21 protein-coding genes and 1 riboswitch are annotated in these 22,796 nt (G+C 67.7%); of the genes, 8 read left to right on the plus strand and 13 right to left on the minus strand.

Annotation, left to right across the window (positions count from 1 at the left end; genetic code table 11):
- Positions 1 to 56 precede the first annotated feature (56 nt).
- The 5 genes from cysD to ACFTS5_RS09895 are packed head-to-tail and all read left to right on the plus strand — an operon-like array spanning position 57 to position 5,979.
- The gene (gene cysD / locus ACFTS5_RS09875; RefSeq protein WP_378629403.1) at positions 57 to 962 is read left to right on the plus strand and encodes a sulfate adenylyltransferase subunit CysD; all 906 of its coding nucleotides are present in this window, start codon (positions 57 to 59) and stop codon (positions 960 to 962) included.
- The gene (gene cysC, locus ACFTS5_RS09880) at positions 962 to 2,836 is read left to right on the plus strand and encodes an adenylyl-sulfate kinase (RefSeq protein WP_378629405.1); all 1,875 of its coding nucleotides are present in this window, start codon (positions 962 to 964) and stop codon (positions 2,834 to 2,836) included. Before cysD ends, cysC begins: the two co-directional genes overlap by 1 nt.
- Complete coding sequence (locus ACFTS5_RS09885) at positions 2,833 to 4,050, plus strand: hypothetical protein (protein ID WP_378629408.1); 1,218 nt, start codon at positions 2,833 to 2,835, stop codon at positions 4,048 to 4,050. Before cysC ends, ACFTS5_RS09885 begins: the two co-directional genes overlap by 4 nt.
- Positions 4,047 to 4,832 (plus strand): SDR family oxidoreductase, encoded by a 786-nt coding sequence (locus ACFTS5_RS09890; protein WP_378629410.1) that lies wholly within the window; start codon positions 4,047 to 4,049, stop codon positions 4,830 to 4,832. Before ACFTS5_RS09885 ends, ACFTS5_RS09890 begins: the two co-directional genes overlap by 4 nt.
- A 13-nt stretch (positions 4,833 to 4,845) precedes the next feature.
- Positions 4,846 to 5,979, plus strand: a complete 1,134-nt coding sequence (locus tag ACFTS5_RS09895; protein ID WP_378629412.1) for a sulfotransferase family protein — start codon at positions 4,846 to 4,848, stop codon at positions 5,977 to 5,979.
- Positions 5,980 to 6,135: 156 nt separating this feature from the next.
- Here the strand turns inward: ACFTS5_RS09895 and ACFTS5_RS09900 are convergent, their stop codons facing one another.
- From ACFTS5_RS09900 to ACFTS5_RS09935, 8 genes are all read right to left on the minus strand, one after another.
- Positions 6,136 to 7,953 carry an exonuclease domain-containing protein gene (locus tag ACFTS5_RS09900; protein ID WP_378629414.1) on the minus strand — a complete coding sequence of 606 codons (1,818 nt, stop codon included), beginning with the start codon at positions 7,951 to 7,953 and terminating at the stop codon, positions 6,136 to 6,138.
- 141 nt (positions 7,954 to 8,094) lie between these two features.
- Positions 8,095 to 9,315 carry a serine hydrolase domain-containing protein gene (locus tag ACFTS5_RS09905; protein ID WP_378629417.1) on the minus strand — a complete coding sequence of 407 codons (1,221 nt, stop codon included), beginning with the start codon at positions 9,313 to 9,315 and terminating at the stop codon, positions 8,095 to 8,097.
- 223 nt (positions 9,316 to 9,538) lie between these two features.
- On the minus strand, positions 9,539 to 10,132 hold the full coding sequence (locus ACFTS5_RS09910; protein ID WP_378629419.1) for a hypothetical protein: 594 nt from the start codon (positions 10,130 to 10,132) through the stop codon (positions 9,539 to 9,541).
- Positions 10,133 to 10,190: 58 nt separating this feature from the next.
- Complete coding sequence (locus ACFTS5_RS09915; protein ID WP_378629421.1) at positions 10,191 to 10,826, minus strand: hypothetical protein; 636 nt, start codon at positions 10,824 to 10,826, stop codon at positions 10,191 to 10,193.
- A complete protein-coding gene (locus tag ACFTS5_RS09920; protein WP_378629424.1) occupies positions 10,823 to 11,611 on the minus strand; it encodes an ABC transporter ATP-binding protein in 789 nt (262 codons plus the stop codon). Before ACFTS5_RS09920 ends, ACFTS5_RS09915 begins: the two co-directional genes overlap by 4 nt.
- On the minus strand, positions 11,608 to 12,675 hold the full coding sequence (locus ACFTS5_RS09925) for a FecCD family ABC transporter permease (RefSeq protein ID WP_378629425.1): 1,068 nt from the start codon (positions 12,673 to 12,675) through the stop codon (positions 11,608 to 11,610). Before ACFTS5_RS09925 ends, ACFTS5_RS09920 begins: the two co-directional genes overlap by 4 nt.
- Positions 12,672 to 13,670 carry a FecCD family ABC transporter permease gene (locus ACFTS5_RS09930; protein WP_378629427.1) on the minus strand — a complete coding sequence of 333 codons (999 nt, stop codon included), beginning with the start codon at positions 13,668 to 13,670 and terminating at the stop codon, positions 12,672 to 12,674. The genes ACFTS5_RS09925 and ACFTS5_RS09930 overlap by 4 nt, the downstream gene beginning before the upstream one ends.
- On the minus strand, positions 13,667 to 14,704 hold the full coding sequence (locus ACFTS5_RS09935) for an ABC transporter substrate-binding protein (RefSeq protein ID WP_378629428.1): 1,038 nt from the start codon (positions 14,702 to 14,704) through the stop codon (positions 13,667 to 13,669). The genes ACFTS5_RS09930 and ACFTS5_RS09935 overlap by 4 nt, the downstream gene beginning before the upstream one ends.
- Positions 14,705 to 14,732: 28 nt before the next feature.
- Positions 14,733 to 14,925, minus strand: a riboswitch (cobalamin riboswitch).
- Positions 14,926 to 15,116: 191 nt separating this feature from the next.
- Between ACFTS5_RS09935 and ACFTS5_RS09940 the strand changes: the two genes are divergently transcribed.
- Positions 15,117 to 15,341 (plus strand): hypothetical protein, encoded by a 225-nt coding sequence (locus ACFTS5_RS09940; protein ID WP_378629430.1) that lies wholly within the window; start codon positions 15,117 to 15,119, stop codon positions 15,339 to 15,341.
- Positions 15,342 to 15,605: 264 nt separating this feature from the next.
- The gene (locus ACFTS5_RS09945; RefSeq protein WP_378629432.1) at positions 15,606 to 16,373 is read left to right on the plus strand and encodes a helix-turn-helix domain-containing protein; all 768 of its coding nucleotides are present in this window, start codon (positions 15,606 to 15,608) and stop codon (positions 16,371 to 16,373) included.
- 52 nt (positions 16,374 to 16,425) lie between these two features.
- Here ACFTS5_RS09945 and ACFTS5_RS09950 read toward each other — a convergent pair whose 3' ends face one another.
- Complete coding sequence (locus ACFTS5_RS09950) at positions 16,426 to 16,905, minus strand: MarR family winged helix-turn-helix transcriptional regulator (protein WP_378629435.1); 480 nt, start codon at positions 16,903 to 16,905, stop codon at positions 16,426 to 16,428.
- Positions 16,906 to 17,011: 106 nt separating this feature from the next.
- On the opposite strand from ACFTS5_RS09950, the gene ACFTS5_RS09955 reads away from it, so the two are divergent.
- Complete coding sequence (locus ACFTS5_RS09955; protein ID WP_378629438.1) at positions 17,012 to 18,142, plus strand: GDSL-type esterase/lipase family protein; 1,131 nt, start codon at positions 17,012 to 17,014, stop codon at positions 18,140 to 18,142.
- 71 nt (positions 18,143 to 18,213) lie between these two features.
- On the opposite strand, the gene ACFTS5_RS09960 is transcribed toward ACFTS5_RS09955, so the two are convergent.
- The 4 genes from ACFTS5_RS09960 to ACFTS5_RS09975 form a co-directional block, all read right to left on the minus strand.
- The gene (locus ACFTS5_RS09960; RefSeq protein ID WP_378629440.1) at positions 18,214 to 18,450 is read right to left on the minus strand and encodes a hypothetical protein; all 237 of its coding nucleotides are present in this window, start codon (positions 18,448 to 18,450) and stop codon (positions 18,214 to 18,216) included.
- Between the two features lie 195 nt (positions 18,451 to 18,645).
- On the minus strand, positions 18,646 to 20,589 hold the full coding sequence (locus ACFTS5_RS09965) for an acetoacetate--CoA ligase (RefSeq protein WP_378629441.1): 1,944 nt from the start codon (positions 20,587 to 20,589) through the stop codon (positions 18,646 to 18,648).
- Complete coding sequence (locus tag ACFTS5_RS09970) at positions 20,586 to 21,332, minus strand: 3-hydroxybutyrate dehydrogenase (RefSeq protein ID WP_378629442.1); 747 nt, start codon at positions 21,330 to 21,332, stop codon at positions 20,586 to 20,588. The genes ACFTS5_RS09965 and ACFTS5_RS09970 overlap by 4 nt, the downstream gene beginning before the upstream one ends.
- Positions 21,329 to 22,702 (minus strand): MFS transporter, encoded by a 1,374-nt coding sequence (locus ACFTS5_RS09975; RefSeq protein WP_378629443.1) that lies wholly within the window; start codon positions 22,700 to 22,702, stop codon positions 21,329 to 21,331. The genes ACFTS5_RS09970 and ACFTS5_RS09975 overlap by 4 nt, the downstream gene beginning before the upstream one ends.
- Positions 22,703 to 22,796: the final 94 nt, after the last annotated feature.

The following is a 22,796-nucleotide window of genomic DNA, read 5'->3' on the forward strand; positions in this document are numbered from 1 at the left end:
TCGCAACCCGTCGGGGAAAGTTCCCCGGCGAACCGCACGAACGAAGTGGGTGAACAGTGCAGGCGGGGTACGAGTTATCGCATCTGGCGGCCTTGGAGGCCGAGTCGGTGCACATCTTCCGGGAGGTCGCGGCCACACTCGCGCGACCGGCCCTGCTCTTTTCCGGCGGCAAGGATTCCGCCGTGCTGCTGCACCTGGCGCGACGCGCGTTCTGGCCCGCGCCGCTGCCGTTTCCGCTGCTGCACGTGGACACCGGCCACAACTTCGACGAGGTGATCGAGTTCCGCGACCGCACCGCCGAACGCACCGGTGCGCGCCTCGAGATCGCCCGGGTCCAGGACGACATCGACACGGGTCGCGCGGTGGAACGTCCCGGCGGCACCCGCAACCCCCTGCAGACCACCACCTTGCTGCGCGCGATCGGTGAGCACCGATTCGACGCGGCATTCGGCGGCGCACGCCGTGACGAGGAGAAGGCGCGCGCCAAGGAGCGGGTGTTCAGCTTCCGCAACAGCTTCGGCGAATGGGACCCGCGAGCACAGCGGCCCGAGGTGTGGAACCTCTACAACGGCCGCCATCAGCCCGGCGAGCACATCCGGGTGTTCCCGCTGTCGAACTGGACCGAGCTCGATATCTGGGAGTACATCGACCGCGAGGCCGTCGAGCTGCCGTCGCTGTACTACGCGCACCGGCGTCAGGTCATCGAACGCGACGGAATGCTGTTGTCGGCCGGCCGATTCATCACGCCGAAGGCCGGTGAGCGCACGTTCGAAGCGACCGTCCGATTCCGCACGGTCGGCGACGCCACCTGCACCGGGTGCGTCGAGAGCAGCGCCGACACCGCGGCGAAGGTGATCGCCGAGACCGCCGCCACCCGACTCACCGAACGCGGGGCCACCCGTGCCGACGACCGGATCTCCGAGACCGGCATGGAAGACCGCAAGCGAGAGGGCTATTTCTGATGCGCCGCAATCTGTTACGACTGGCGACCGCGGGCAGCGTCGACGACGGTAAGTCCACCCTCATCGGCCGGCTGCTCTACGACTCCAAGTCCCTGTTCGACGATCAACTCGCCGCCATCGAACGAGTCAGCACCGAACGTGGCGGGGCGGCGGCGGATCTGGCGCTGGTCACCGATGGTCTGCGCGCCGAACGCGAGCAGGGCATCACCATCGACGTCGCCTACCGCTACGTGACGACACCACGCCGTAAGTTCGTCATCGCCGATACCCCCGGGCACGTGCAGTACACCCGCAACATGGTGACCGGCGCGTCCACCGCGGACCTCGCGCTGATCCTGGTCGACGCCCGCACCGGCGTTTCCGAACAGACCCGCAGGCACGCGTTCCTCGCGACGCTGCTCGGCGTGCCGCACCTGGTGGTGTGCGTGAACAAGATGGACCTGGTCGACTGGTCGCAGGAGCGTTTCGAGGAGATCCGCACCGAGTTCGCCGCGTTCGCCGCCAAGTTGACGGTGGGCGATCTGAGCTTCGTGCCGGTGTCGGCGCTGCTCGGCGACAACGTGGTCGACGGCTCGGAGCACATGGACTGGTATCCGGGACCGCCGTTGCTGCGCCACCTCGAGGACGTGCACATCGCCTCGGACCGCAACCTCATCGATGCCCGGCTGCCGATCCAGTACGTCATCCGGGCGCAGGAAGGACTCGACCACCGCAGTTACGCGGGCACCATCGCGGGCGGCATCTTCAAGCCCGGCGACGAAGTGGTGGTGCTGCCCGGCGGGCGGTCCTCCCACGTCAAGGAGATCTGGGGCCCGGGCGGCACGAAGGTCGACGAGGCGTTCACCGGCATGGCGGTCTCGCTGACTCTGGACGACGACATCGATGTCGGGCGCGGGGATCTGCTCGCCCGGCCGGGTAACCGTCCACACATCGGCACCGACCTGGACGCGATGGTGTGCTGGTTCTCCGAGAGTGCTCAGTTGCGCGAGGGTGCCCAGTACTTGGTGCGCACCGCGGCGCAGACCTCGTCCGCCGAGGTCACGGCCATCGACTACCGCCTCGATGTGAACACGCTGCACCGGGTAGAGGACGTCACCACGTTGTCGCTCAACGACATCGCGCGCATCCGGTTGCGCAGCCGTCGCCCGCTGCTGTCGGACCCTTATCGGGAGAATCGGCGCACGGGCAGCTTCATCCTGATCGATCCGGTGACCGATCAAACGGTCGCCGCGGGAATGGTGACCGGCCGGGAATCCGGGATCGATGCCGCGAACGTCGGCAGCGAACGCGCGGCCCCGGCCGTGGTCTGGCATCGATCGGCGGTCAGTCGCGCCGAGCGCGGGCATGCGGGCGCGACGGTGTGGTTGACCGGCCTGTCCGGGTCGGGCAAGTCCACCCTGGCGGTCGAGCTGGAGCGACTGCTGGTCGCGGCAGGCCGTCCCGCCTACCTGCTCGACGGTGACAATCTGCGGCACGGTCTCAACGCCGGTCTCGGCTTCTCCCCCGCCGACCGGGACGAGAACGTCCGCCGGGTCGCCGAAGTGGCCGCGCTGTTCGCCGATTCGGGTGCGGTGGCGATCGTGTCGGTGATCAGCCCGTTCGCCGCGCAGCGCACCGCCGCGCGGACCGTCCACGCCGACCGCGAACTGCCGTTCCACGAAGTCTTCGTCGACACTCCGCTCGCGGAGTGCGAGCGCCGCGACTCCAAGGGCCTCTACGCGAAGGCCCGTGCGGGAGAACTGCCCGGCTTCACCGGAATCGGCTCCCCGTACGAACGACCCGACCATGCTGACCTGGTCATCACTCCCGAGCTCGGCTCCCCTGCCGAGATCGCCGCCCACATCCTCCGAGAGCTAGGAATCGCAGACCGTTGACCCACTCCAGTACCGCCACCGAATCCGGTAGCAGCGCGCCACCGGAACCGCTCACCGCGCCGTTCCTGGCCGCGGTGGCCCAGGCCGAAACGCTCATCGCCGGAGCGGACTTCGTCCGCAGCGATCAGGACCTCGCCGAGGGCTACGACTATCTCGCCGCCAGCGTCGCCGCCTGCCTGCGCCTTTCGGGCGCCCACGGCACCTCGCATCCCTACTTCGTGTCCTCGACCGGCCCGTACGCCAAAATGGGCCTGGACAACCCGGACACCCTCTACTACCACGCCACCATCGAGCCGACCGCCGAGTACCTGGTGAGCGGGGTGCGCGGCAGCACCGTCGATCTGAGTTTCCAGGTACTCAAAGGTGACTACACCGCGACCGACGTGCCCGGTGGCGCCGACGCCTTCGACGACCGGCGCATTCCGATCGCCGCCGACGGCAGCTTCTCGCTGCGCTTCGGACCGCCGAAGGCCGATGCCGGGCCGGACTACTTCCCACTCGGGGAAGGCGCGTCCATGCTGGCCGTGCGCGAGGTCTACAGCGACTGGACCGAGCGCAAGGGCTCGATCCGGATCGAGCGGGTCGACACCATCGGCACCGCACCGGTCGAACCGGATCTGGCCCGTCTGCGCAAACGGTACGGCGCGGCGGCGAAGATGCTGCTCACCCGCGTGCACACCTGGTTCAACTTCCCGAAGTGGTTCTACCTCGACCTGCCGGTGAACACCCTCACCGCGCCCCGGCTGACACCCGGTGGACTGAGCACCCAGTACTCCTCGGTGGGCCATTTCGATCTGGCCGACGATCAGGCACTGGTGATCACCGTCCCGAAATCCGATGCGCCGTATCAGGGTTTCCAGCTGGGCAGTCTCTGGTACATCTCCCTGGACTACGTCAACCACCAGACCAGCCTCAATCATGCCCAGGCCCAGGTGGATTCGGATGGTCTGATCCGGTTGGTGGTGAGCAAGCAGGACCCGGGCATCGCGAACTGGATCGAGACCACCGGCCGCACGCGCGGCATTCTGCAGTTCCGGTGGCAGCGCACCGATCGGCCGATGACCGAGGCCGATGGGCCGACGGTCGAGGTCGTACCGATCGACGCAGTCGCACAACACCTTCCGTATTTCGAACACAACCGGATCGACGCCGCCGGCTGGCGCGACCGGATCTCGGCCCGGCAGCGGGCTTTCGCCGAAAGGATGCTCGGATGAGCGGGGCACTGTTGGACGGCAAGGTCGTCGTCGTTTCCGGGGTCGGACCGGGTCTGGGCCGGTCGATCTGTCTGGAGGCGGCCGCGGCAGGGGCGACGGTCGTGCTCGCGGCGCGCACCGAGTCCCGCCTGCTCGAGGTGGCCGCCGAAATCGAGGCCGCGGGGGGCGCCACGCTGAGCGTGCCCACCGACATCACCGACGAGGCCGCGGTGCGGAATCTCGTGGCGCGCACGGTCGACACCTTCGGCCGGGTCGACGCGCTCGTGAACAACGCGTTCTCGGTGCCGTCGATGAAGCCTCTGGACCGCACCGATTTCGATCACATCCGGTCGAGCCTGGATATGACGGTGCTCGGCGGTCTGCGGATGACGCAGGCCTTCGCGCCCGCGCTCGCCGAGGCCAAAGGCGCTGTGGTGATGATCAATTCGATGGTGGTGCGTCATTCCGAGCCCCGCTACGGCAGCTACAAACTCACCAAGGCCGCGCTGCTGGCCATGTCGCAGACCCTGGCCACCGAACTCGGCGGCAAGGGCGTGCGGGTCAACAGCGTGCTGCCCGGCTACATCTGGACCGATCAGCTGAAGTGGTACTTCGGTCAGGTCGCCGAGAAGTACGGCATCACCGTCGAGCAGGTCTACGAGCAGACCGCGTCGAAATCCGATCTGAAGCGATTGCCCGAGCCCGACGAGATCGCCCGTGCCGTGGTGTTTCTCGCCTCCGACTGGTCGTCGGCGATCACCGGACAGACCCTCGACGTCAACTGCGGCGAATACCACAACTAGGAGCTTGTAGAAGATGACTGTGCGCACCGATGTCGGCACCGTGGCCGACCTGCACGCCTCAGCCACCAAACTCACCGGTCTCACCGATTTCGGGGCCGACGACTACACCGAGGCGTTGCAGGTTCTGCTCGACTCGTATCGCGACGAGGCCGGGCTCACCGAGCTCGGCTCCAAGATGTCGCGCTTCTTCCTGCGCGGCACGCTGGTCGCCCGCGCGCTGAGCGAAGCGGCGTGGGCGGCGAATCCCGGCTATGTCGAAACACCGGTCACCCGGCCGATTTTCGTCACCGGCCTCCCCCGCACCGGCACCACCGCGCTGCACCGGTTGCTGGCCGCCGATCCGGCCAACCAGGGGCTGGAGATGTGGCTGACCGACTTCCCGCAGCCGCGACCACCGCGCGAGACCTGGGGCGACAATCCCGCCTACCAGCAGATCGACGCGGGCTTGCGGCAGCATCAGGTGCAGAACCCCGAGTTCATGGGCCTGCACTACATGAGCGCCTCCGACGTGGAGGAATGCTGGCAGCTACTGCGCCAGTCGGGCATGTCGCATTCCTACGAATGCCTCGCCTACGTGCCGGGCTACTCGCAATGGCTCGCCGGCCAGGACTGGACCCCCGCCTATGCCCGCCACCGCCGCAACCTGCAGCTGATCGGCATGAACGACACCCGCCGCTGGGTCCTCAAGAATCCCAGCCATCTGTTCTGTCTGGATGCCCTCCTGGCGACCTACCCCGACGCCATCGTCATCCAGACCCACCGCGACCCCGCGACCATCATCCCCTCGGTCTGCAGCCTCAACGAACACGCCACCCGAGGCTGGTCCACGGTCTTCACCGGCGACACGATCGGCCGCACCCAACTCGACCTCTGGGCCCGCGGCCTCGCGGAATTCACCGCCGCCCGCACCCGCCACCCCGAGGCCACCTTCATCGACGTCGACTTCGACGACCTGCGCGCCGATCCCCTCGGCGTCGTCGACCGGATCTACACCCGCACCGGCACCACCCTCACGCCCGAGGCCAGAACATCCATCACCGCACTCGATCACGAAAGCCGCACGGGCGACCGCAAAGCCACCCACCACTACTCCCTCGCCGACTACGGCCTCACCGAGAACATGGTCGCCGAAAGCTTCGGCAGCTGATCTCGAACGGTCAGGCTATCGACGCTCGCCGGCATCTCCGACCGGAGGCCGGCGAGCGATGCGATGTCGTGCTTGTCAGCGAGGCCGGCATCGACCGACAGCAGGGCAAGCAAAACGCAGTCATCAGCGCGCGACCGGCCGCCACCTCGTGCGGCTTCATTCGTCGACGTCGACCCCGTACCGCCTGGCCAGTTCGGCGAGATCGGTCTCGTAGCCCTGGCCGACCGCGCGCAGCCGCCAATCGTCACCGCGCAGATACAACTCGGCGAGCAGCAGGGTGCGTTCCACGGTTGCGGCATCGAGCGTGGCACGTATCGCGGTGCTCGATTCCGTGCCTGCGGCGAAATCCAGCTCGATGGCGCCGACGTCGCCGAAGGTGAGACCGGCGCCGTCGAGCGAAGCGGCGAGGACGATGCGAGTGCAGTGCTCGGGCAGGTCATCGAGGACCAGGGTGATCGACTGCTCGTTCGGCCCATCCTCGGAAAGCTTGGCGCCCTGCGATTCTGGCTGGTTGTAGAACAGGAAGTCGTCGGAGTCCTCGACTCGCTCATCGCTGCCGAGCAGGAACGCGACGAGATCCACGGTCGGCGCACTGAGCTGGCTCCACGTTGCCCGCAGAGTCCACGTATTGCCGCCCTCGGCGATCGGCACGTCGATCACCTGACCTCGCGACAGCACCGTCGGCTCCGCGGGCCGGATTTCAGCACGACCAGGTGCGGTCGATGCCGCAGGGATAGCCGCGGGCGCGATCGCACCCTGCTCGAGCAGGTCTGGCCCGTGGACTGCCAGTGCGAGTTCGTCGGCCTTTCGCGCGCGCCGGTCGGATTCCCCACCTGCGAGAAGGAGCAGATCTGTCACTGTCGCGGAAAGATTGACCGCGGCCGAACCACCGAGCTCGACGATCCGCGAGCGCGCCACCGCAGCCTCGCCGTGGGTTCCGCCCAGCACCAGAATCCGCCGACCGGCCAGCGGACCTGATATCGCCCGTGCGGGTGCCGTCGATCGACGTGGCGCCGCAACATCGGGTACCGCCGTACCTTTCCGGTGCCCCGGTTCTACCGACTCGAGCAGCGCGGCGAACCGAGCCTCATCGATCACCGGCGTTCCGAACTCGAACGCCTTGCGCGCTTTGCCCGTTTCCGCATGGGCATTGTTGGTGACCAGCACACTGGTTCGGTTGCTCACCGTGCTCGTGACGTCGAGCCCCGCAGCCTCGGCACGGGCGACGAGCTCTTCGCGTTCGATCCGGGTCTCCCCGGTCAGCGCTACCTTCATCCCCTGGCGCAGGCGGCCGGCCACCGCCAGCTTCCCGGGATAGGCGAAGTCACACGGCTGCTTCGGGCCGCGACGTTCGACCGGCCACCTGGACTGCGTCGGCCTGGCCGAATCAGGTGTGCAGTCGAGCAAAGGGGGTGCGATACCGAGATGGGCCGCGTCGGCGACCAACGCTCGAAGAACATTCGCGAGAACGCGGGTGTCGTCGAGCGCATCGTGTGCCTTCTGCTGCGGCACACCGTAATACGTCGCCAGTGTGCCCAACCGGTAGTCGGGTGTCGGCAGCGCGATGCGGCGGGCCAGTGCCAACGTGCACAGCCGGCGCTGCACCGGCAGAGCTCCCCCGGCCCGGGCGAACTCCTGCAGCAGGAACCCGTAGTCGAACAGTGCGTTGTGCGCCACCATCACCCGGCCGTCCAGCATGGCCGTCAGTTGGTCGCGCACCTGACCGAACTCGGGCGAGCCTTGCAGCACCTCGGCAGTGAGCCCGTGGATGTGCACGGGACCCGGATCGCAACCCGGGTCGATCAGGCTGTGGAACTCTCGCGTCACCCGGCCGGTGCCGTCCAGCGTCACCGCCGCGACGGACAGCACCCGGTGCTGATGCGGCCGTAGCCCGGAGGTCTCGACATCCACCACGGTGAACGCACCGAACCCGGCTGTTTGCTGCTGCTCATCGGCCTGCGTCATCCCCTGCATGAGCATCGCATCGTTCGCCGGGCCCGGAACGTTGCACTCGACGCTCAGTGACGCGCGAGTTGCGGTGCGAGACTTCGGCACCGAGTCGGGGCACTTGATCCGGGCTGACGACTGCCGGGGGCACATAGCACCGCCGAAGGATCACTCGCCGCCCATCGCGGTGTGGTAGAGGGTGGCGAGGGCGTCGTCGATGGGGTGTGGCTTCGGCTTTCCGTCGGGGCCGATCTCGTTCCACCGCACGAGGTTTGTCGCGACCGACATCTGGCGGGTGCCGTCGGCGCTGGTCAGAGATAGCGCTTGGGCACCGAAGACACTGCCGTCGTGGCCCCAGAATGTTTCGCCGCCGGGAGTCCGCACCCGGTGCAGGCCGAGACCGTACTCGATCCGCGTACCGTCCAGTGCGAGGACGGGCACCGTACGCTGCATCTGCGCCAACGACTCGCGGCTGACGATGTGCCCACCGAACAGCATGCGGTAGAAGCGATTCAGGTCCGCCATGGTCGAGACGAGTCCGGCGCCGGGCATCGCCCACGACATGTTGTAGACGCTGTAGTCGCGCGGCGGATCGATCATTCCGAACAGCCGCTCGTACATTCGCGGGTGCGGAACCGACAGGGTCGGCCCGTCCGGAAACGCGGTGTGCTCGAGCCCGGCGCGTCCGATCACCTTATCGGCGACATAGGTCTCGAATGCAGTTCCGGTCACCTGCTCCAGCAGTTCGCCCAGCAGGAAGTAGTTGGTGTTGGAGTACACGCCGGGGGTCGCTCCGGGCGCCCGGGTGGCGGGCGGCGCGCTGACACCCATTCCGATCAACTCGACCGGGTCGAACTGGGTGAACCGATGCTTGTCCAAGCTCTCCGATGAGAGCTGCGTCCCGCCGAAAAAGGCTGTGAGGGAAGGAAATGAGTACGGCAGGTGCTCGGCCAGACCGCTGGTGTTGTTGAGCAGCATCCGGACCGTGATCTGCGCGCCACGCTCACCAGGGACCAAGTGCGGCAGGTAGTCACCGATCGGTGTGTCGAGCCCGATCCGCCCCTGCTCGACCTGCTGCATGATCGCGGCCGCGAGGAACGTCTTGGTGATGCTGCCTACTCGGTGGACCATGTCCGGGCCGATGGGTTCGCCGGAGGCGACGTCGGCGACCCCCGCCGTGCCACTCCACACCCGGTCGCCGTCACGTACCTCCATGTACACACCGGTCATTCCCGCGTCGCGGACAGCATCCAGCGCGGATTGCAGCGCAGCCGGATCGAGTCCGGAACCTGGTTGCGCAGTGTCTGTTTCGCCGGCCGCCGGCCGCATCGCGCATGCGCTGACGGTCAGGACGGCGACGCCTACCAGCATTGTCAGTGGGATCTTCACGATTTCTGTCCTCTCGTGGTCGGCCGCTGTGGTTCGAAGCGGCGCACCGTTACCGTGGCAGGTGTGACCGATGGGGCGCTTTCGAAATCGTGTGGTCCGGCACGGTAGCCGGTGGTCTGGAACCGGCCGGGTCATGCCGGGTATTTCGGGCCCCGACCTCGGCGTCGACCGCGGGCGCCGCCCGCCTGATAGGCAAGGCGGCGCCGAGGTTCACTCGCCGCGTTCACTCGCCGGTCTGCGCCGAATCCAGGGCTGCCAGCAAGGCCGCGCCGCGGGGTGAGATCCGGTAGCCGGTGCCCAGGCTGATGGTCAGGCCGAGGTTTTTCAGCTTGCGTACGTTGAGTTTGAAGCGGTGCGGGTCACGCCCGAGTTCCTCGGCCAGGTCGGGAGCCCGGGTGGCTGGGCGCCGCTGGATGATTCGGAGCGTGTCGTGGGTCCACGGGCCCTCGGCATCGGTCCGGTCCATGCGGGCGAGGCGGGCGGCCAAGGCCGCGGCATCGTCGATCCGGTCGTCGGCGGCCAGCGCGTCGCGCGGATCTTCGTCGGTGAGACAGCGGATCCGGAGCAGATAGATCGGGTCCTCCGGCGCGCCACGGAGATCGGCGATCACCTCGGCGGGTGCGTCGTATCCGGCGGCGCGCGCGTCCTCGATGCTGATCTGATCGGCGGTGACCGTCGACAGCTGGTCGACGGCGATCCGCCCCGCGCCGGTGCGGTAGACCTTGCCCTCGGTGGCCTGCCGGTGACGCCACCGGCGAAACAGCACCGTCACCGCCCCGCTGCGGATCCCGGCCCAGCGCTGCTTCTCGATCAGCATGCGAAGGCCGACCGCCGCGCGGCCCGGTCCGGGTGGATCGTGGTCGGTTCGTCCTCGATCATTCCGTCAGGCTATCGTGCGCAGCGCCGACGGAGTCACCCCCGCGGATGCCGTCGGTATGCCATTCGCCGTCCGGGTAGGTGATGTAGAGCGGGCCCAGATTGCACGGGTTGAGGCATCCGGTCGGTGTGATCAGGGCGTCGGGGTGGTCGCGGCGCAGTGTCCGGTGCAGCTCGCCCGCGCCGTACACGGTGCAACGGGGGCCTCGGCACACCAGGATGTGGGAGGTGTGGTCGGGGATTTCGGACCAGGCCGGACTGCGGAAGGCCCGCGGGCTCGCCGTCACCGGTGCACCGTCCTCGGACATCCTGGAACGCACCACATCGGCGAATCCCGCGGCGGTGTCGATGCCGTCGGTGATGCGCACGTCGAGTTCGCTCCCGCGCGTTTCCTTCCAGTTCGCTACCGCTCGCGCGATCCAGGTCTCGAGGTAGCGGTCGCGTGGCACGGCCAGCGGGATCAGTGTGACCGGCGATCGGTCGCGGGCGGCGGTGTCCAGGGCGGTGTGGATGGTCGGCTCCTCCTGGTCTAGTAGCGCGTAGCCGACCCCGCAGGCCTTCGCCAGAGCTTCGACGGACGGCAGGTCGACGCCCGACGGAGTCGGCCGGGCGATGAGGACATACCGGCGCGTCATGCGGTGCGCACCGTTCGCGGGGCCGGAATCACCAGCGGTGTGCCCGTCATCGGGTCCTCGATCACCGTGCAGTCGATACCGAAGACTTCCGATACCAGCTCGGGGCGCACGATCTCGGCGGGTGGACCCTGAGCGACCACCCGGCCGTCCTGCACGGCGACGAGATGGTCGGCGTAGCGGGCGGCGAGGTTGAGGTCGTGCAGGACGACGATGATCGTGCGCGGCAACAGATTTCGCAGGACGTCGAGCACGTCGAGTTGGTGTGCCAGGTCGAGAAAGGTCGTCGGTTCGTCGAGCAGCATCACCTCGGGGTCCTGCGCCAGCGCGAGCGCGATCCACACCCGTTGCTTCTGCCCGCCCGAGAGTTGATCCACCGATCGGTCGATCAGCTCGAGAGTGTCGGTGGCCACCAGCGCTTTTCGCACGGCCTCGCCGTCCTGCGCCGACCACTGACGAAACCAGCGTTGGTGCGGATGACGGCCACGGCCGACGAGTTCGCCCACGGTGATGCTGTCGGGGGCGACGGGCTGTTGCGGCAACATACCGAGCCGACGGGCGACCGTGCGCGCGGGCTGCGGTGCGATATCGGCGCCGTCGAGCAGGACCGCGCCCGCCGTGGGCGCGATCAGCCGGGCCAGTCCCCGCAGCAGGGTCGATTTGCCGCAGCCGTTGCGGCCGACGATGACAGTGATCGCACCGGTCGGGAAGTCGACGGTGGCGTCGGTGACGATCGCGGTGTCGCCGTAGCCGAGGGTGAGTCCCTCGGTGGTCAGGTGTGCGGTCATCCAGCGTGTCCGATCCAAGTTGCACGGGCGAGGAGGTAGACGAGAACGGGAGCGCCGAGGATGGCGGTCACCACCCCGACAGGTAGTTCCGCCGGGAACAGCCGCCGGGCGGCCAGGTCGGCGGCGACCACCAGCAATGCCCCGGTGGCAGCCGCGGGCGCGAGCCCCGCGCCGCGTTCGGCCAGCAGCCGTCGCGCGATCTGCGGCGCCACCAAGGCGACAAAACTGATCGGCCCGGCCGCAGCCGTCGCCAGGGTCGCGGCGGCGGCCGCGACGACGATCAGCGTGATGCGGTGTGGGCCGCGCCGCCCGGCCAGCGAATTCGCCAGTTCGTCGCCCATTTCCAGCAGCGGCAACGAGCGAGCGAGAACGATCAGCGGCGGCACGACCACCACCAGCGCCGCCGCGGCGAACCCGACGTGGGTCCACTCACGGTTGGCCAAGCTGCCGGTGAGCCACATGGCGGCCGTGTGCGCCTGGTAGTTGTCGGCGATGGTCAAGATGAACGCGATAGCCGAGGACAGCATCGCTGTGACACCGATACCGACGAGCACGAGTCGATAGCCGTCGAGCCCGTCCTTGGTGGCCACGGCCACGATCAGCGCCATGGCCACCCCGGCACCGATCATCGCGCCGCCGACCAGCCCCAGCCCGGCGCCACCGAGCAACACACTCACCACCAACGCGCCCAGGGAGGCGCCCGCGTTGATCCCGATGATCTCGGGACTCACCAGCGGGTTGGTCGCGATTCGTTGCAGGATCGCCCCCGAGATCGCGAAGGCCGCGCCGACACACAGCCCGGTGAGCACGCGCGGCAACCGATCGGCCACCACCACGTCGTACTCGATGAGCGTGCCACCGCCACCGAGGACCCGCACCACGTCAGCGACCGTGAGCGGGTAGTAGCCGATCGTGAGTGACCAGGCCGCCACCGCCAGCGCGGTCGCCGTCACCAGCACGGTGACGACCGTGGAGCGTTTCCCGACGCGAAAGACGATGCGCCGGTCGGGTGTTCGCAGCAGCAACGTCCCGCTGGGCAGTACGCCGCGCTCGGTGCCCGTCACAGTGTGGCCACCTTTCGATTGCGCACGAGATAGAGAAAGAACGGCGAGCCCGCGAAGGCGGTGATGATGCCGACCTGGATTTCCTGTGGCCGCGCCAGCATCCGTCCGAGGATGTCGGCCACCAACAGCAGCGTCGGGCCCAGCAGTGCACACCAGAGCAGGATCCACCGGTAGTCGTGTCCGGCGAAGAATCGGGCGATGTGCGGGATCACCAGACCGATGAAGGCGATCGGTCCGGCGATGGCCACCGCCGAGCCCGCGAGCAGCACCACGCTCAACGCACCGGTCGCGCGCGTCGCGACCAGCCGCGTTCCGAGCGTGCGCGCCATGTCTTCACCGATGGCGACGGCGTTCAACGGCCGGGCCACCACTACCGCCAGCAACAACCCGACAGCGATGAACGGTGCTGTCTGCCACACGGATTCGATGTCGGCACGAGCCAGCGAGCCGACCACCCAGAAACGGAAGTTGTCGAACAGGGTGCGGTCCAGCAGGGTGATCGCCGTGGTGATCGACCCACACAGCGCGGTGCAAGCAGCGCCCGCGAGCGCCAGTTTCACCGGCGTCGCGCCACCGAATCCCAACGATCCCAGCGTGTAGACGAACGCCGCGGCGACCGCGGCACCGAGGAAGCCGAACCAGATGAATCCGCCCGTCGCCGTGAGGCCGAACGCACCCATCGCGATCACGATCGCCAGGGACGCACCAGCGTTGACGCCGAGCAGGCCGGGCCCGGCAAGCGGGTTGCGGGTGAGCCCCTGCATCACCGCGCCCGCCAGCGCCAACGCGACACCGGCGAGGAGTCCCGCGACAGTTCTGGGCAGCCTGATGTAGCGCACGACCCGGTCGGTGTCGGTCCCCTGGAAATCGGTGAACGCGACCACGGCCTGGTCGAGGGTGAGCGGGTGCGAGCCGATCAGGATGGACGCGACGCAGACAGCCACCAGCGCGGCACCGGCCACCATCGGACCGGCACCGCGAGCGGTGCGCGTCACCGCCGGAACAGCTCGGGATGAATCAGGGCGGCGACCAGTTCGGTCGAGTGCGCGATCCGCACCCCTGCCGCCCGGTCGGCGAACAGGAACGGGTGCACAGTCGCATTCCGCACGGCCGCCAGATTCGCGAACGCCGGGTTTGCGACGATCTTGTCGACCTGGGGCTGACCGTCGGCGCGCGTGTAGGTCGCTTTGCAGCACAGGCTGGTCAGGATGATGTCGGGGTCACGGGCGATGAGCTCTTCCGCGCCGACGGGCACGTTGCGTTTCGTGGTGAGATCGGCGAAGGCATTCACGCCACCGGCGGCCTCGATGATCTGGGTGATGAAGTCGATGCCGCCTGCCACGGTGTAGGAGCCGTCGTCTTTGGGGGTGACGACCGCGACCCGCGGCTTCCCGGCGTTGCCGACCTTGGCCCGGATCGCGTCGATGCGTGAACTCAGCTGCGTGACAACGTCTTCGGCGCGCTCGGAGGTGCCCCACAGGGCACCGAGGTCGCGCAGGTCGGCGTACACGTTGTCGAAGCGCACGGTATCGGGGTCGATCGCCTCATCGGCGAGCCCGTCGGCGCTCGGGCACAGCGGACTCAGCACCCAGGTGCGCACACCCAATTCGTGCAGGCTTGCCCTGGTACCGACGCTGTTCTGCGCCGAGGAGGCGAACACCCCGTTGAAACCCGACATGACGAAGTCGGGTCGCTGGGCGAGCAGTTCGTCGCGACTGGGCAGCTTCTCGACGTATGGCGAGCGTGCCTGCGCGCCGGCATATTCCGCGAGCACGGCGGAGTCCAGGAATGCTGTCCCCACCAGCCGATCGGTGACACCGAGCGCGTGCGCGATCTCGATCGAGGGCTGATACGCCGCGTAGATCCGCTGCGATGGGCCGTCGACGGCGACGTCGATCCCACAGTTCACGCGGGTGACGGCAGCTGCGCCGCCCGCGTCGGAGAGGGGTTGCACACCACAACCGGTGACAACAATCGTGCAGGCGAGCAACGCGCCGGAACGTAGGCGCGCGAAAACAGAGCGGGTCAAGAGTCGGCCTTCCAGGTCCTCGTGGAATGGGGTACTGCGTAGCCGTGGCCGGTCTCCTGGCTGACGGGATAGTGCGCGGTGAATCCACCTTCCCAGGGCAGGACCCCAGTGGCTCCGGATGACAGACGTCATCCGAATCGATTCACAACTCCCGATCACAGTGGCGAGGGCCGCACCGGTTCTACACCGGTTTCCCGAACACCACGGCTGGTGAACTGTAGCAACGTCGACCTCAGCGAGGGGTCGGCGCCGGGGCCTGTGCTCGAGCGCGGTCTCCGGATCCGATCCACAGCCGACTCCCAGCCGGGTCCCACCGGGCTCGACGGTTGCGCCGCGAAGATTCAGCTATCGGCCGAGCACTTCGGCCGGCCGACGATCTCGGCGGTGAGATCGAAGATCAGGAGGAACGCGCATGAGGATGAAATCGACACTGGCCAAGACCGCGGTGGCGAGCACGCTGGCACTCGGGGTGCTCGGCGCGACAGCGAGCGTGGCGAGCGCGGATCCGGGTGGGCACGACCAGCAGCGGCCCGAGCAGAGTCAGGAGCACCGGCCGCAGCAACAGCCGGAGCATCACCGAAACGACGCGCCGCAGCACGGTTTCTGGTTCTTCGGCACCTGGGTCCCCCTGCCCTGAACCCCCACCGCAGACCCGGTGCCCGCCGGGCCTGCGGTGCTCGTTGCTACGAGTTGCGCTGCGGGACTTGGCTATCCAGCTCACGAACCCCATCCGTGCCACTGCCGGTGACGAATGGATTGCAGGCGGGTCGGCACCGTATAACCGGTACCATTCACTCCCCTGAAGCCGACCCGCCTGCTTTTCACCAGCTCCTGTCCGGCATCGATGCTGGTCGACATCAGCCGGCGCGGTTGCGGGCGGCGCACCGATACGCTGGCAGGTGTGACCGACAGTGCGCCTGCGAAACCGCGTGGTCCGGCGCGGTCACCGGTGGTCTGGATCCGGCCGGGTCATGCCGGGTATATCGGGCCCGAACTCGGCGTCGACCTGCATTCCACCTCTGTCGCGGTACTCAGCGTCGGGCTCGACGGGCCGTTCGTCCTCGAGACCGCCACCCACGGTGAGATCCTCACTCGTAGCGCGTACGCCCCGGCTCGCGCGGTGCACCGGGTGAACACCCTCGATAAACCGATCCTGCTCCTGTGGTCGCATGCCTCGGCCATCGAAGGACAGATGGCGACCACCGAGGGCCCCTACGGATTCGACCACCTTCGCGAGCGCGAACTGGTCGAGCAGTGCCGTCTACCGGACACGGACCCGGGTCGGATCGTGGCGCTGGCCGGCGCCGGTCCCCCTGCCGAGATCGATCCGCGCATCGAGCGCGTCGCGGCCGCGATCCGACAACACCCGGATCGGGCGTTCCGGGCCGAACCGATCGCCGCGAATCTCGGCCTGTCCACCTCGCACTTCCTGCGATTGTTCGTCCAGCAGTACGGGACCACTTTCCGCCGATACCAGCAGTGGGCCCGCGTCCTGCACGCGATGCGCGACGTCGCCGCGGGCCACGATCTGACCCGATCGGCGACGGACGCGGGGTTCGCCACACCCTCCCATTTCAGCGAAACCTTCCACCGCATGTTCGGGATGTCCGCCACGGCGGCCCTGCGCTCGGGGTTCCGATTCGACCTCGAAACCACGCCTGCACTCTGACAGCTGGGGGCCGATCAGCTACCCGGCTCGCCATGCGGACAGTGGGACAGCCTCACGACTGGTCGGACACAGCGGTAGCCGCCGGGTTCGTGGCATCGCGGATCACGCGCAGGCCGGTGATCAAGCCGTCGAGTTGAGTGGGGGTCAGCAGGCCGGTGAGCCATTGCTCGAGGGCGGCCAGGTAGTCGGGAAGGACCTGTTCGAGGCGGCGGATGCCGGCGTCGGTCAAGGCCGCGTAGGCACTGCGGCGGTCGGTCGGGTCGAGCTGGCGTTCTATCAGTCCCGCGGCGGCCAGGCGGTCGACAACACGGGTGACGCCGCTGGTCGAGAGCTCGGTTTGGGTGGCGAGATCCGACATCCGCAGGCGGCGATTCGGGGAGCGACTCAGTCTCAGCAGGGCATTGAGGTCCAGACCGGAAAGGCCGTGTGCTTTCCAGGTCGGCTCGAGCTTGGCGATCAGACCGCTGTGCGCCTCGAAGAGCAAGCCGGAGATGGTGAAGCGGGGGTCGTCGAACAGCTCGTGGACGGACATGAGACCAGCTTAGCCGATACTTGCTATGCGGATAGTTGACACGAGGAATACCTTCCCGTAAACCTATGCGTAGGCATTATTCCGCACAGCAAATATCGGAGAAATCATGCAGCACAACATGTGGGTCGCCGGGTTCCGGACCGGTGTCATCGACCCGAAGGGACAGATCAAGCTCGCCGAGTCACGGGAGTTCGCCGACGAAACTGTGCGCCACGTCGTACGCATGGCGGGTGGCGGCGACGCGGTACGCGTGCGGCTGACCAACCGCTACGGTCTCGCGCCGCTGCGGATCGGCGCCGCGCGCATCGCAGCGCGCAAGACCGGGTCGGCGATCATCGCCGATCGCGAGATCACGTTCGGCGGCGCCGCACAGGTCACGATCGACGCGGGGGCCGAGCTCGTGAGCGATCCGGTCGCCTTGCCGGTCGCCGCGGGCGAAGACCTGTTGCTCAGTCTGTACGTCCCGGCACCGACCGGCCTTGCCACCTTCTCCCACCAGCCCGGCGAGATCGCCTACATCGTCACCGGCGACCACACCGCGGACGTGGAACTCAGTGGTGCGCAAGAGGTTCCGTTCCGCTTCTTCATCACCGGGATCGACGTCCTGGTCACCGACCCGCCACCGATCGCCGTCGCGTTCGGTGACTCCTGGTTCGAGGGCTTCGGTACGACGCAGAGCGCCAATCGCCGCTCCGTCGATGCTCTCAACGCCCGTCTCACTCAGGGCTGGGTGGTCAACAACGGGATCTCCGGCAACCGCCTCACGGCCGAGCAGATCGGCGAATCCGGTTCGGGTCGGTTCGACTCCGACGCGTTGCAGGTACCCGGCGTCACCGACATCCTGATCAATTTCGGGATCAACGACCTCATCCTCGGTGCGATGGGCGGCCAGCCCTCCGCGACCACCGAGGAATTGATCGCCGGTTTCACCGACCTGGCCGAGCGCGCCCACGCCGCCGGACTGCGCATCCACGCCGCCACCATCGGCCCCTACGCCGGCTGTGTCTACCCCGGCATGCCCCTGCTGGAAACCCAGCCGACTCGTCACGCCGTCAATGACTGGCTGCGCACCACCGACGTCTTCGACTCGATCTTCGACGTCGATCGCGCCGTGGCCGACCCGCAGCGTCACGACTACATCCGCCCCGAGTTCGACAGCGGCGACGGCATGCATCTCAACGACGCGGGCGCTGCGGCGATGGCAGCCACCGTCGATCTCACCGCCCTGTTCCGCTGACGCCGCGATCGAGAACAGCACGCTCGGACCGTGTCCGCTTCGGTGCGAGCGTGCTGTTCGGCAATCGGTGCCTAGTGCTCGCGGTCGGTCAACCGCAGGGTCACCTCGATAGGTGGGACCCAGGGTTCGGGTAGCTCGTCCAGATCGGCGAGGGTGGTGTGCACGAAGGCCGCGATCCGATGACGGGCCGCCGAACTCAGCCGTTCGACCCGGTCGGAGGTCAGCGGACTGTCCGCGATCTCGACCGCGGGCAGATCGCCGGCATCCCTTGCGATCGCCTCCGACCCGTTTTCCGTGCGTCGCGCCATCTCGGCCCCCAACCTTCCGAACGGTCTCGGCGGGCGCCCGGACACAGCAACCAGCGCCGCCGACAGTCATCAGCAAACATCTGGATTACAACATGACCAAGCGTCCACAACAAGCATTCTTCTCGGCGAATATTGTGTAGATCGTGCCGTCGCGCCCCGATCGACACCACGGTTTCCGCGCTCGTCGCCAGGAAGCTATGTTCGGGCGAACCGGGCGTACCAACCGAGTAGTGCGGGGTCGTCGACGGCGCTGGGATCCACGACGGTCCCGGGATCGGCCCCCTGGAGGAGCTTCTTGATGGGGACTTCCAGCTTCTTGCCGGTGCGGGTTCGGGGGATGCCGGGGGCGGTGATGATGTCGTCCGGGACATGGCGCGGCGACGTCCGGGTTCGGATGACCGCACGGATCCGGGCGATCAGGTCGTCGGTGAGGGTGGCACCCTCGGCGAGAACGACGAACAGGGGCATCCAGTAGCCGCCGTCGTGTTGCTCCGCGCCGATGACCAGTGAGTCGGCGATTTCCGGGAGCTGTTCCACTGCTTGATAGATGTCGGCGCTGCCCATGCGGATGCCGTGGCGGTTGAGGGTGGAATCGGAGCGGCCGTGGACGATGACGCTGCCGTGCTCGGTACGGGTGATCCAGTCGCCGTGGCGCCACACACCGGGAAAGGTGTCGAAATAGGCTGCGTGGTACCGAGTTCCGTCCGGGTCGTTCCAGAAGCCGACGGGCATGGAGGGCATCGGCTCGGTGATGACGAGTTCGCCGACTTCGCCGTGCACCGGGTTGCCCTGTTCGTCCCAGGCTTCGAGGGCCACACCCAGGTAGGGCGCGGACAGCTCGCCGGGCCGGACCGGGACGGTTCGCGCGCCGCCCGCGAAGGCGGAGACCACGTCGGTGCCGCCGCTGATCGACGCGACCGGGATGTGCGCGCCGATGTTGTCGCGCAACCAGATCGACGACGACGGGGGAAGCGCGGCCCCGGTGACACCGATCAGACGCAGGGCCGTCAGGTCGTGTTCGAGCCGCGGCACCACACCTGCCTTCGCGCAGGCCAGCACGTAACCGGGACTGGTGCCGAGAACTGTCGCGCCCACCCGAGCAGCGATGTCCCACAACGCGTCCGGGGACGGATAGCTCGGACTACCGACGTAGCAGACGATGCTCGCGCCGACCAGGAGACCGGCGACCTGGAAGTTCCACATCATCCAGCTCGGGCTGGTGTACCAGAAGAACGTGTCGTCGGCACCGAGGTCCGACTGCAGCGCCATCGCTTTCAGGTGCTCGAGGAGCACCCCGCCGTGACCGTGGACGATACCTTTGGGCAGACCTGTCGTACCCGACGAGTACAGCACCCACAGCGGATGATCGAAACCCACCTCGGCCGTCGAGAGCGTGGATCGATCGCCTCCAGCGGTGACATCCGCCCAGTTCAGCGTGCCCGAAAGGTGCTCCGGCGATACCACGATCGTCGCCACCACCGTCGGCAGACCGGCGCGCAGTTCGGTGATCTCGTCGGATCGCCGGTGTTGCTTGCCCGCGTAGCGGTAACCCGCGCACGTCACCAGCACCACCGGCTCGAGCTGCCCGAGCCGGTCCAGCGCCGCCTTCGCCGAATAGTCCTGTCCGCACGCACTCCACACCGCGCCGATGCTCGCGGTCGCCAGGAAGGCGATCACCGCCTCGGGGATGTTCGGCAGGTAACCCGCGACCCGATCTCCTGACCGAACACCGAAGCCGCGCAGCGTCTGTGCGAACGCCGCCACCTGGTTCAGCAGGTCCTGCCACGACAACTCACTGACCGACCCGTCCTCCGTCACCGACACGATCGCGGGACGATCGGTGCGGGCCTGCCGGATCACCTGGTCGACATAGTTCAGCCGAACCTCGGGAAACCATCGCGCCCCTGGCATTTCCGCGGAGGCCAGCACCGCACCGGGGCGCTCGCCGAGTTCGAAGTAGTCCCACACCGAACCCCAGAATCCGTCCAGATCGTCGACCGACCACTGCCACAACGCGGGGTAGTCGGGCACCGCGACGGTGTGCCGCTCGGCGACGAACCGCGCGAAGTCGGTGATCCGGGCACTGGCGATGTCGTTGTCGTCCGGCACCCACTGCGGTGCCGCTGCCACTGCGGTCATCGGGCGCTCCACCCTCCGTCCATGACGTAGGACGAGCCGGTGACCATGCCCGCGGTGTCGGAGGCGAGCCAACCGACCAGCGCCGCGACCTCCTGCGGCTCGATCAGCCGTTTGATCGCGCTCTCGGTGAGCAGCACCCGCTCGAGCACCTCCTGCTCCGGGATCCCGTGCGCGGCCGCCTGCTCGGTGATCTGCTTGTCCACCAGGGGTGTTCGCACATATCCGGGGTTGACGCAGTTGCTGGTGACCCCGTGCGGGCCGCCTTCGAGCGCGGTCACCTTCGACAACCCCTCCAGCCCGTGTTTGGCCGTCACATACGCGACCTTGAACTGGGAGGCGCGGATCCCGTGCACCGAGGAGATGTTCACGATCCGGCCGAAACCTCGCGCGTACATGTGTGGGAGGGCAGCGCGGATGAGCAGGAACGGCGCTTCGACCATCAGGGTCTGCATGGCGCGGAACCGGTGGGGCGCGAAATCCTCGATGGGGCTCACGCTTTGCACGCCCGCGTTGTTGACGAGAATGTCGGTCTCGAGCCGCAAGTCGGCCAGCGCCTCGACTTCGAGCAGATCGACGCTCCAAGCGTGCCCGCCGATTTCGTACGCCACCGCCTTCGCGGCGACTCCGTCGATGTCGGCGACGGTGACCTCGGCGCCGCGCGCGGCCAGCTCCCGCGCACACGCGGCGCCGATACCGCTCGCCCCACCGGTGACCAGTGCCCTGCGTCCGGTGAGCTCGATCATGCGGCAACACCTTTCGCGGCGGAGGCGTCGGCGAGATCGACAGATTCGAGGTCGATGCCGCGGGTCTCCTTCGCGCACACCACCGCGATCACGGTGACCGCCGCCGCGAACGCCAGGTACCAGGCGATCGGGACCGACGAACCGAACTCGTCGAGCAGCTTGACCGCGATGATCGGCGCCAGCGAGCCCGCCACGATCGAGGTGACCTGGTAGCCCAGCGACACACCGGAGTAGCGCATCCGGGTCGGGAACATCTCGGCCATGATCGCCGGCTGACCGGCGTACATGAATCCATGGAACACCAGTCCGATGATGATGGCGGACAGGATGATCACGCTGTTGCCGCTGTCCATCATCGGGAAGGCGAAGAAGCCCCAGGTGGCCGCGGCGACCGCGCCGGCCAGGTAGACCGGGCGGCGCCCGACACGGTCACCGAGTCGACCCGCCACCGGAATCACCACCATGTGCACGGCGTGGGCGATGAGCAGCCACCACAGAATCGTCGTGGTGTCGGCATGCACGTGAACCTTGAGGTAGGTGATCGAGAACGTGACGACCAGGTAGTACATGATGTTCTCGCCGAAGCGCAGACCCATCGCGGTGAACACACCACGCGGGTACTTGCGCAGCACCTCGAACGGGCTGAACGAGGCGGCCTTGGCCTGGTCCATCGACTGCTGCGCGGCCACGAAGATCGGGGCGTCGGTCACCTTGGTGCGCACGTAGTAGCCGACCAGCACGACCACCGCCGACAGCCAGAACGCCACGCGCCAGCCCCAGCTCAAAAACGCCGCGTCCGACAGGGTCGAGGTCAGCACCAGCAGCACGATCGTGGCGAGCAGATTGCCCGCGGGCACGCCGGCCTGCGGCCAGCTCGACCAGAAGCCGCGACTGCGACTCGGGCTGTGCTCGGCCACCAGCAGCACCGCGCCGCCCCATTCGCCGCCGATCGCGAAGCCCTGGACGAAGCGCAGGATCACCAGCATCGCCGGTGCCCAATAGCCGATCTGGGCGAAGGTCGGCAGACAGCCCATCAGGAAGGTCGCCGCACCGACGAGCACCAAACTCACCTGCAACAACTGCTTGCGGCCGTATCGGTCACCGAAGTAGCCGAAGACGATGCCGCCGAGCGGGCGCGCCGCGAAACCGACGGCGTAGGTGACGAAAGCAGCCAGGATCGCGTCGAGGTCGCTGGTGTCCTTGGAGAAGAACACCTTGCTGAACACCAGGGTCGCGGCGGTTCCGTAGAGGAAGAATTCGTACCATTCGACGACGGTGCCGGCCATCGAGGCGGCCACGACCCGCCGCAGTCCGCTGGGGGCTTCGTCCGGGTCGTCGCCGGTCGGTCGTATCGCGTTCCGCACGCTCATCGCACTACTCCTTCGATGTTCCAGGTCACATCACGCTGTCGATGTGATGCGGCCCACAAGCCGTGAGGAGAGTATTCGTGCAGATCCATCTCGG

This window comes from Nocardia sp. NPDC056952, from assembly GCF_042674185.1.
Lineage (GTDB): Bacteria > Actinomycetota > Actinomycetes > Mycobacteriales > Mycobacteriaceae > Nocardia.

Coding starts and splice junctions, on each gene's coding strand:
- cysC (WP_378629405.1), top strand. CDS start 962: ATGCGCCGCAATCTGTTACGACTGGCGACCGCGGGCAGCGTCGACGAC.
- ACFTS5_RS09890 (WP_378629410.1), top strand. CDS start 4,047: ATGAGCGGGGCACTGTTGGACGGCAAGGTCGTCGTCGTTTCCGGGGTC.
- ACFTS5_RS09895 (WP_378629412.1), top strand. CDS start 4,846: ATGACTGTGCGCACCGATGTCGGCACCGTGGCCGACCTGCACGCCTCA.
- ACFTS5_RS09900 (WP_378629414.1), bottom strand. CDS start 7,953: ATGCAGGGGATGACGCAGGCCGATGAGCAGCAGCAAACAGCCGGGTTC.
- ACFTS5_RS09910 (WP_378629419.1), bottom strand. CDS start 10,132: ATGCTGATCGAGAAGCAGCGCTGGGCCGGGATCCGCAGCGGGGCGGTG.
- ACFTS5_RS09915 (WP_378629421.1), bottom strand. CDS start 10,826: ATGACGCGCCGGTATGTCCTCATCGCCCGGCCGACTCCGTCGGGCGTC.
- ACFTS5_RS09920 (WP_378629424.1), bottom strand. CDS start 11,611: ATGACCGCACACCTGACCACCGAGGGACTCACCCTCGGCTACGGCGAC.
- ACFTS5_RS09940 (WP_378629430.1), top strand. CDS start 15,117: ATGAGGATGAAATCGACACTGGCCAAGACCGCGGTGGCGAGCACGCTG.
- ACFTS5_RS09950 (WP_378629435.1), bottom strand. CDS start 16,905: ATGTCCGTCCACGAGCTGTTCGACGACCCCCGCTTCACCATCTCCGGC.
- ACFTS5_RS09955 (WP_378629438.1), top strand. CDS start 17,012: ATGCAGCACAACATGTGGGTCGCCGGGTTCCGGACCGGTGTCATCGAC.
- ACFTS5_RS09960 (WP_378629440.1), bottom strand. CDS start 18,450: ATGGCGCGACGCACGGAAAACGGGTCGGAGGCGATCGCAAGGGATGCC.
- ACFTS5_RS09965 (WP_378629441.1), bottom strand. CDS start 20,589: ATGACCGCAGTGGCAGCGGCACCGCAGTGGGTGCCGGACGACAACGAC.
- ACFTS5_RS09970 (WP_378629442.1), bottom strand. CDS start 21,332: ATGATCGAGCTCACCGGACGCAGGGCACTGGTCACCGGTGGGGCGAGC.
- ACFTS5_RS09975 (WP_378629443.1), bottom strand. CDS start 22,702: ATGAGCGTGCGGAACGCGATACGACCGACCGGCGACGACCCGGACGAA.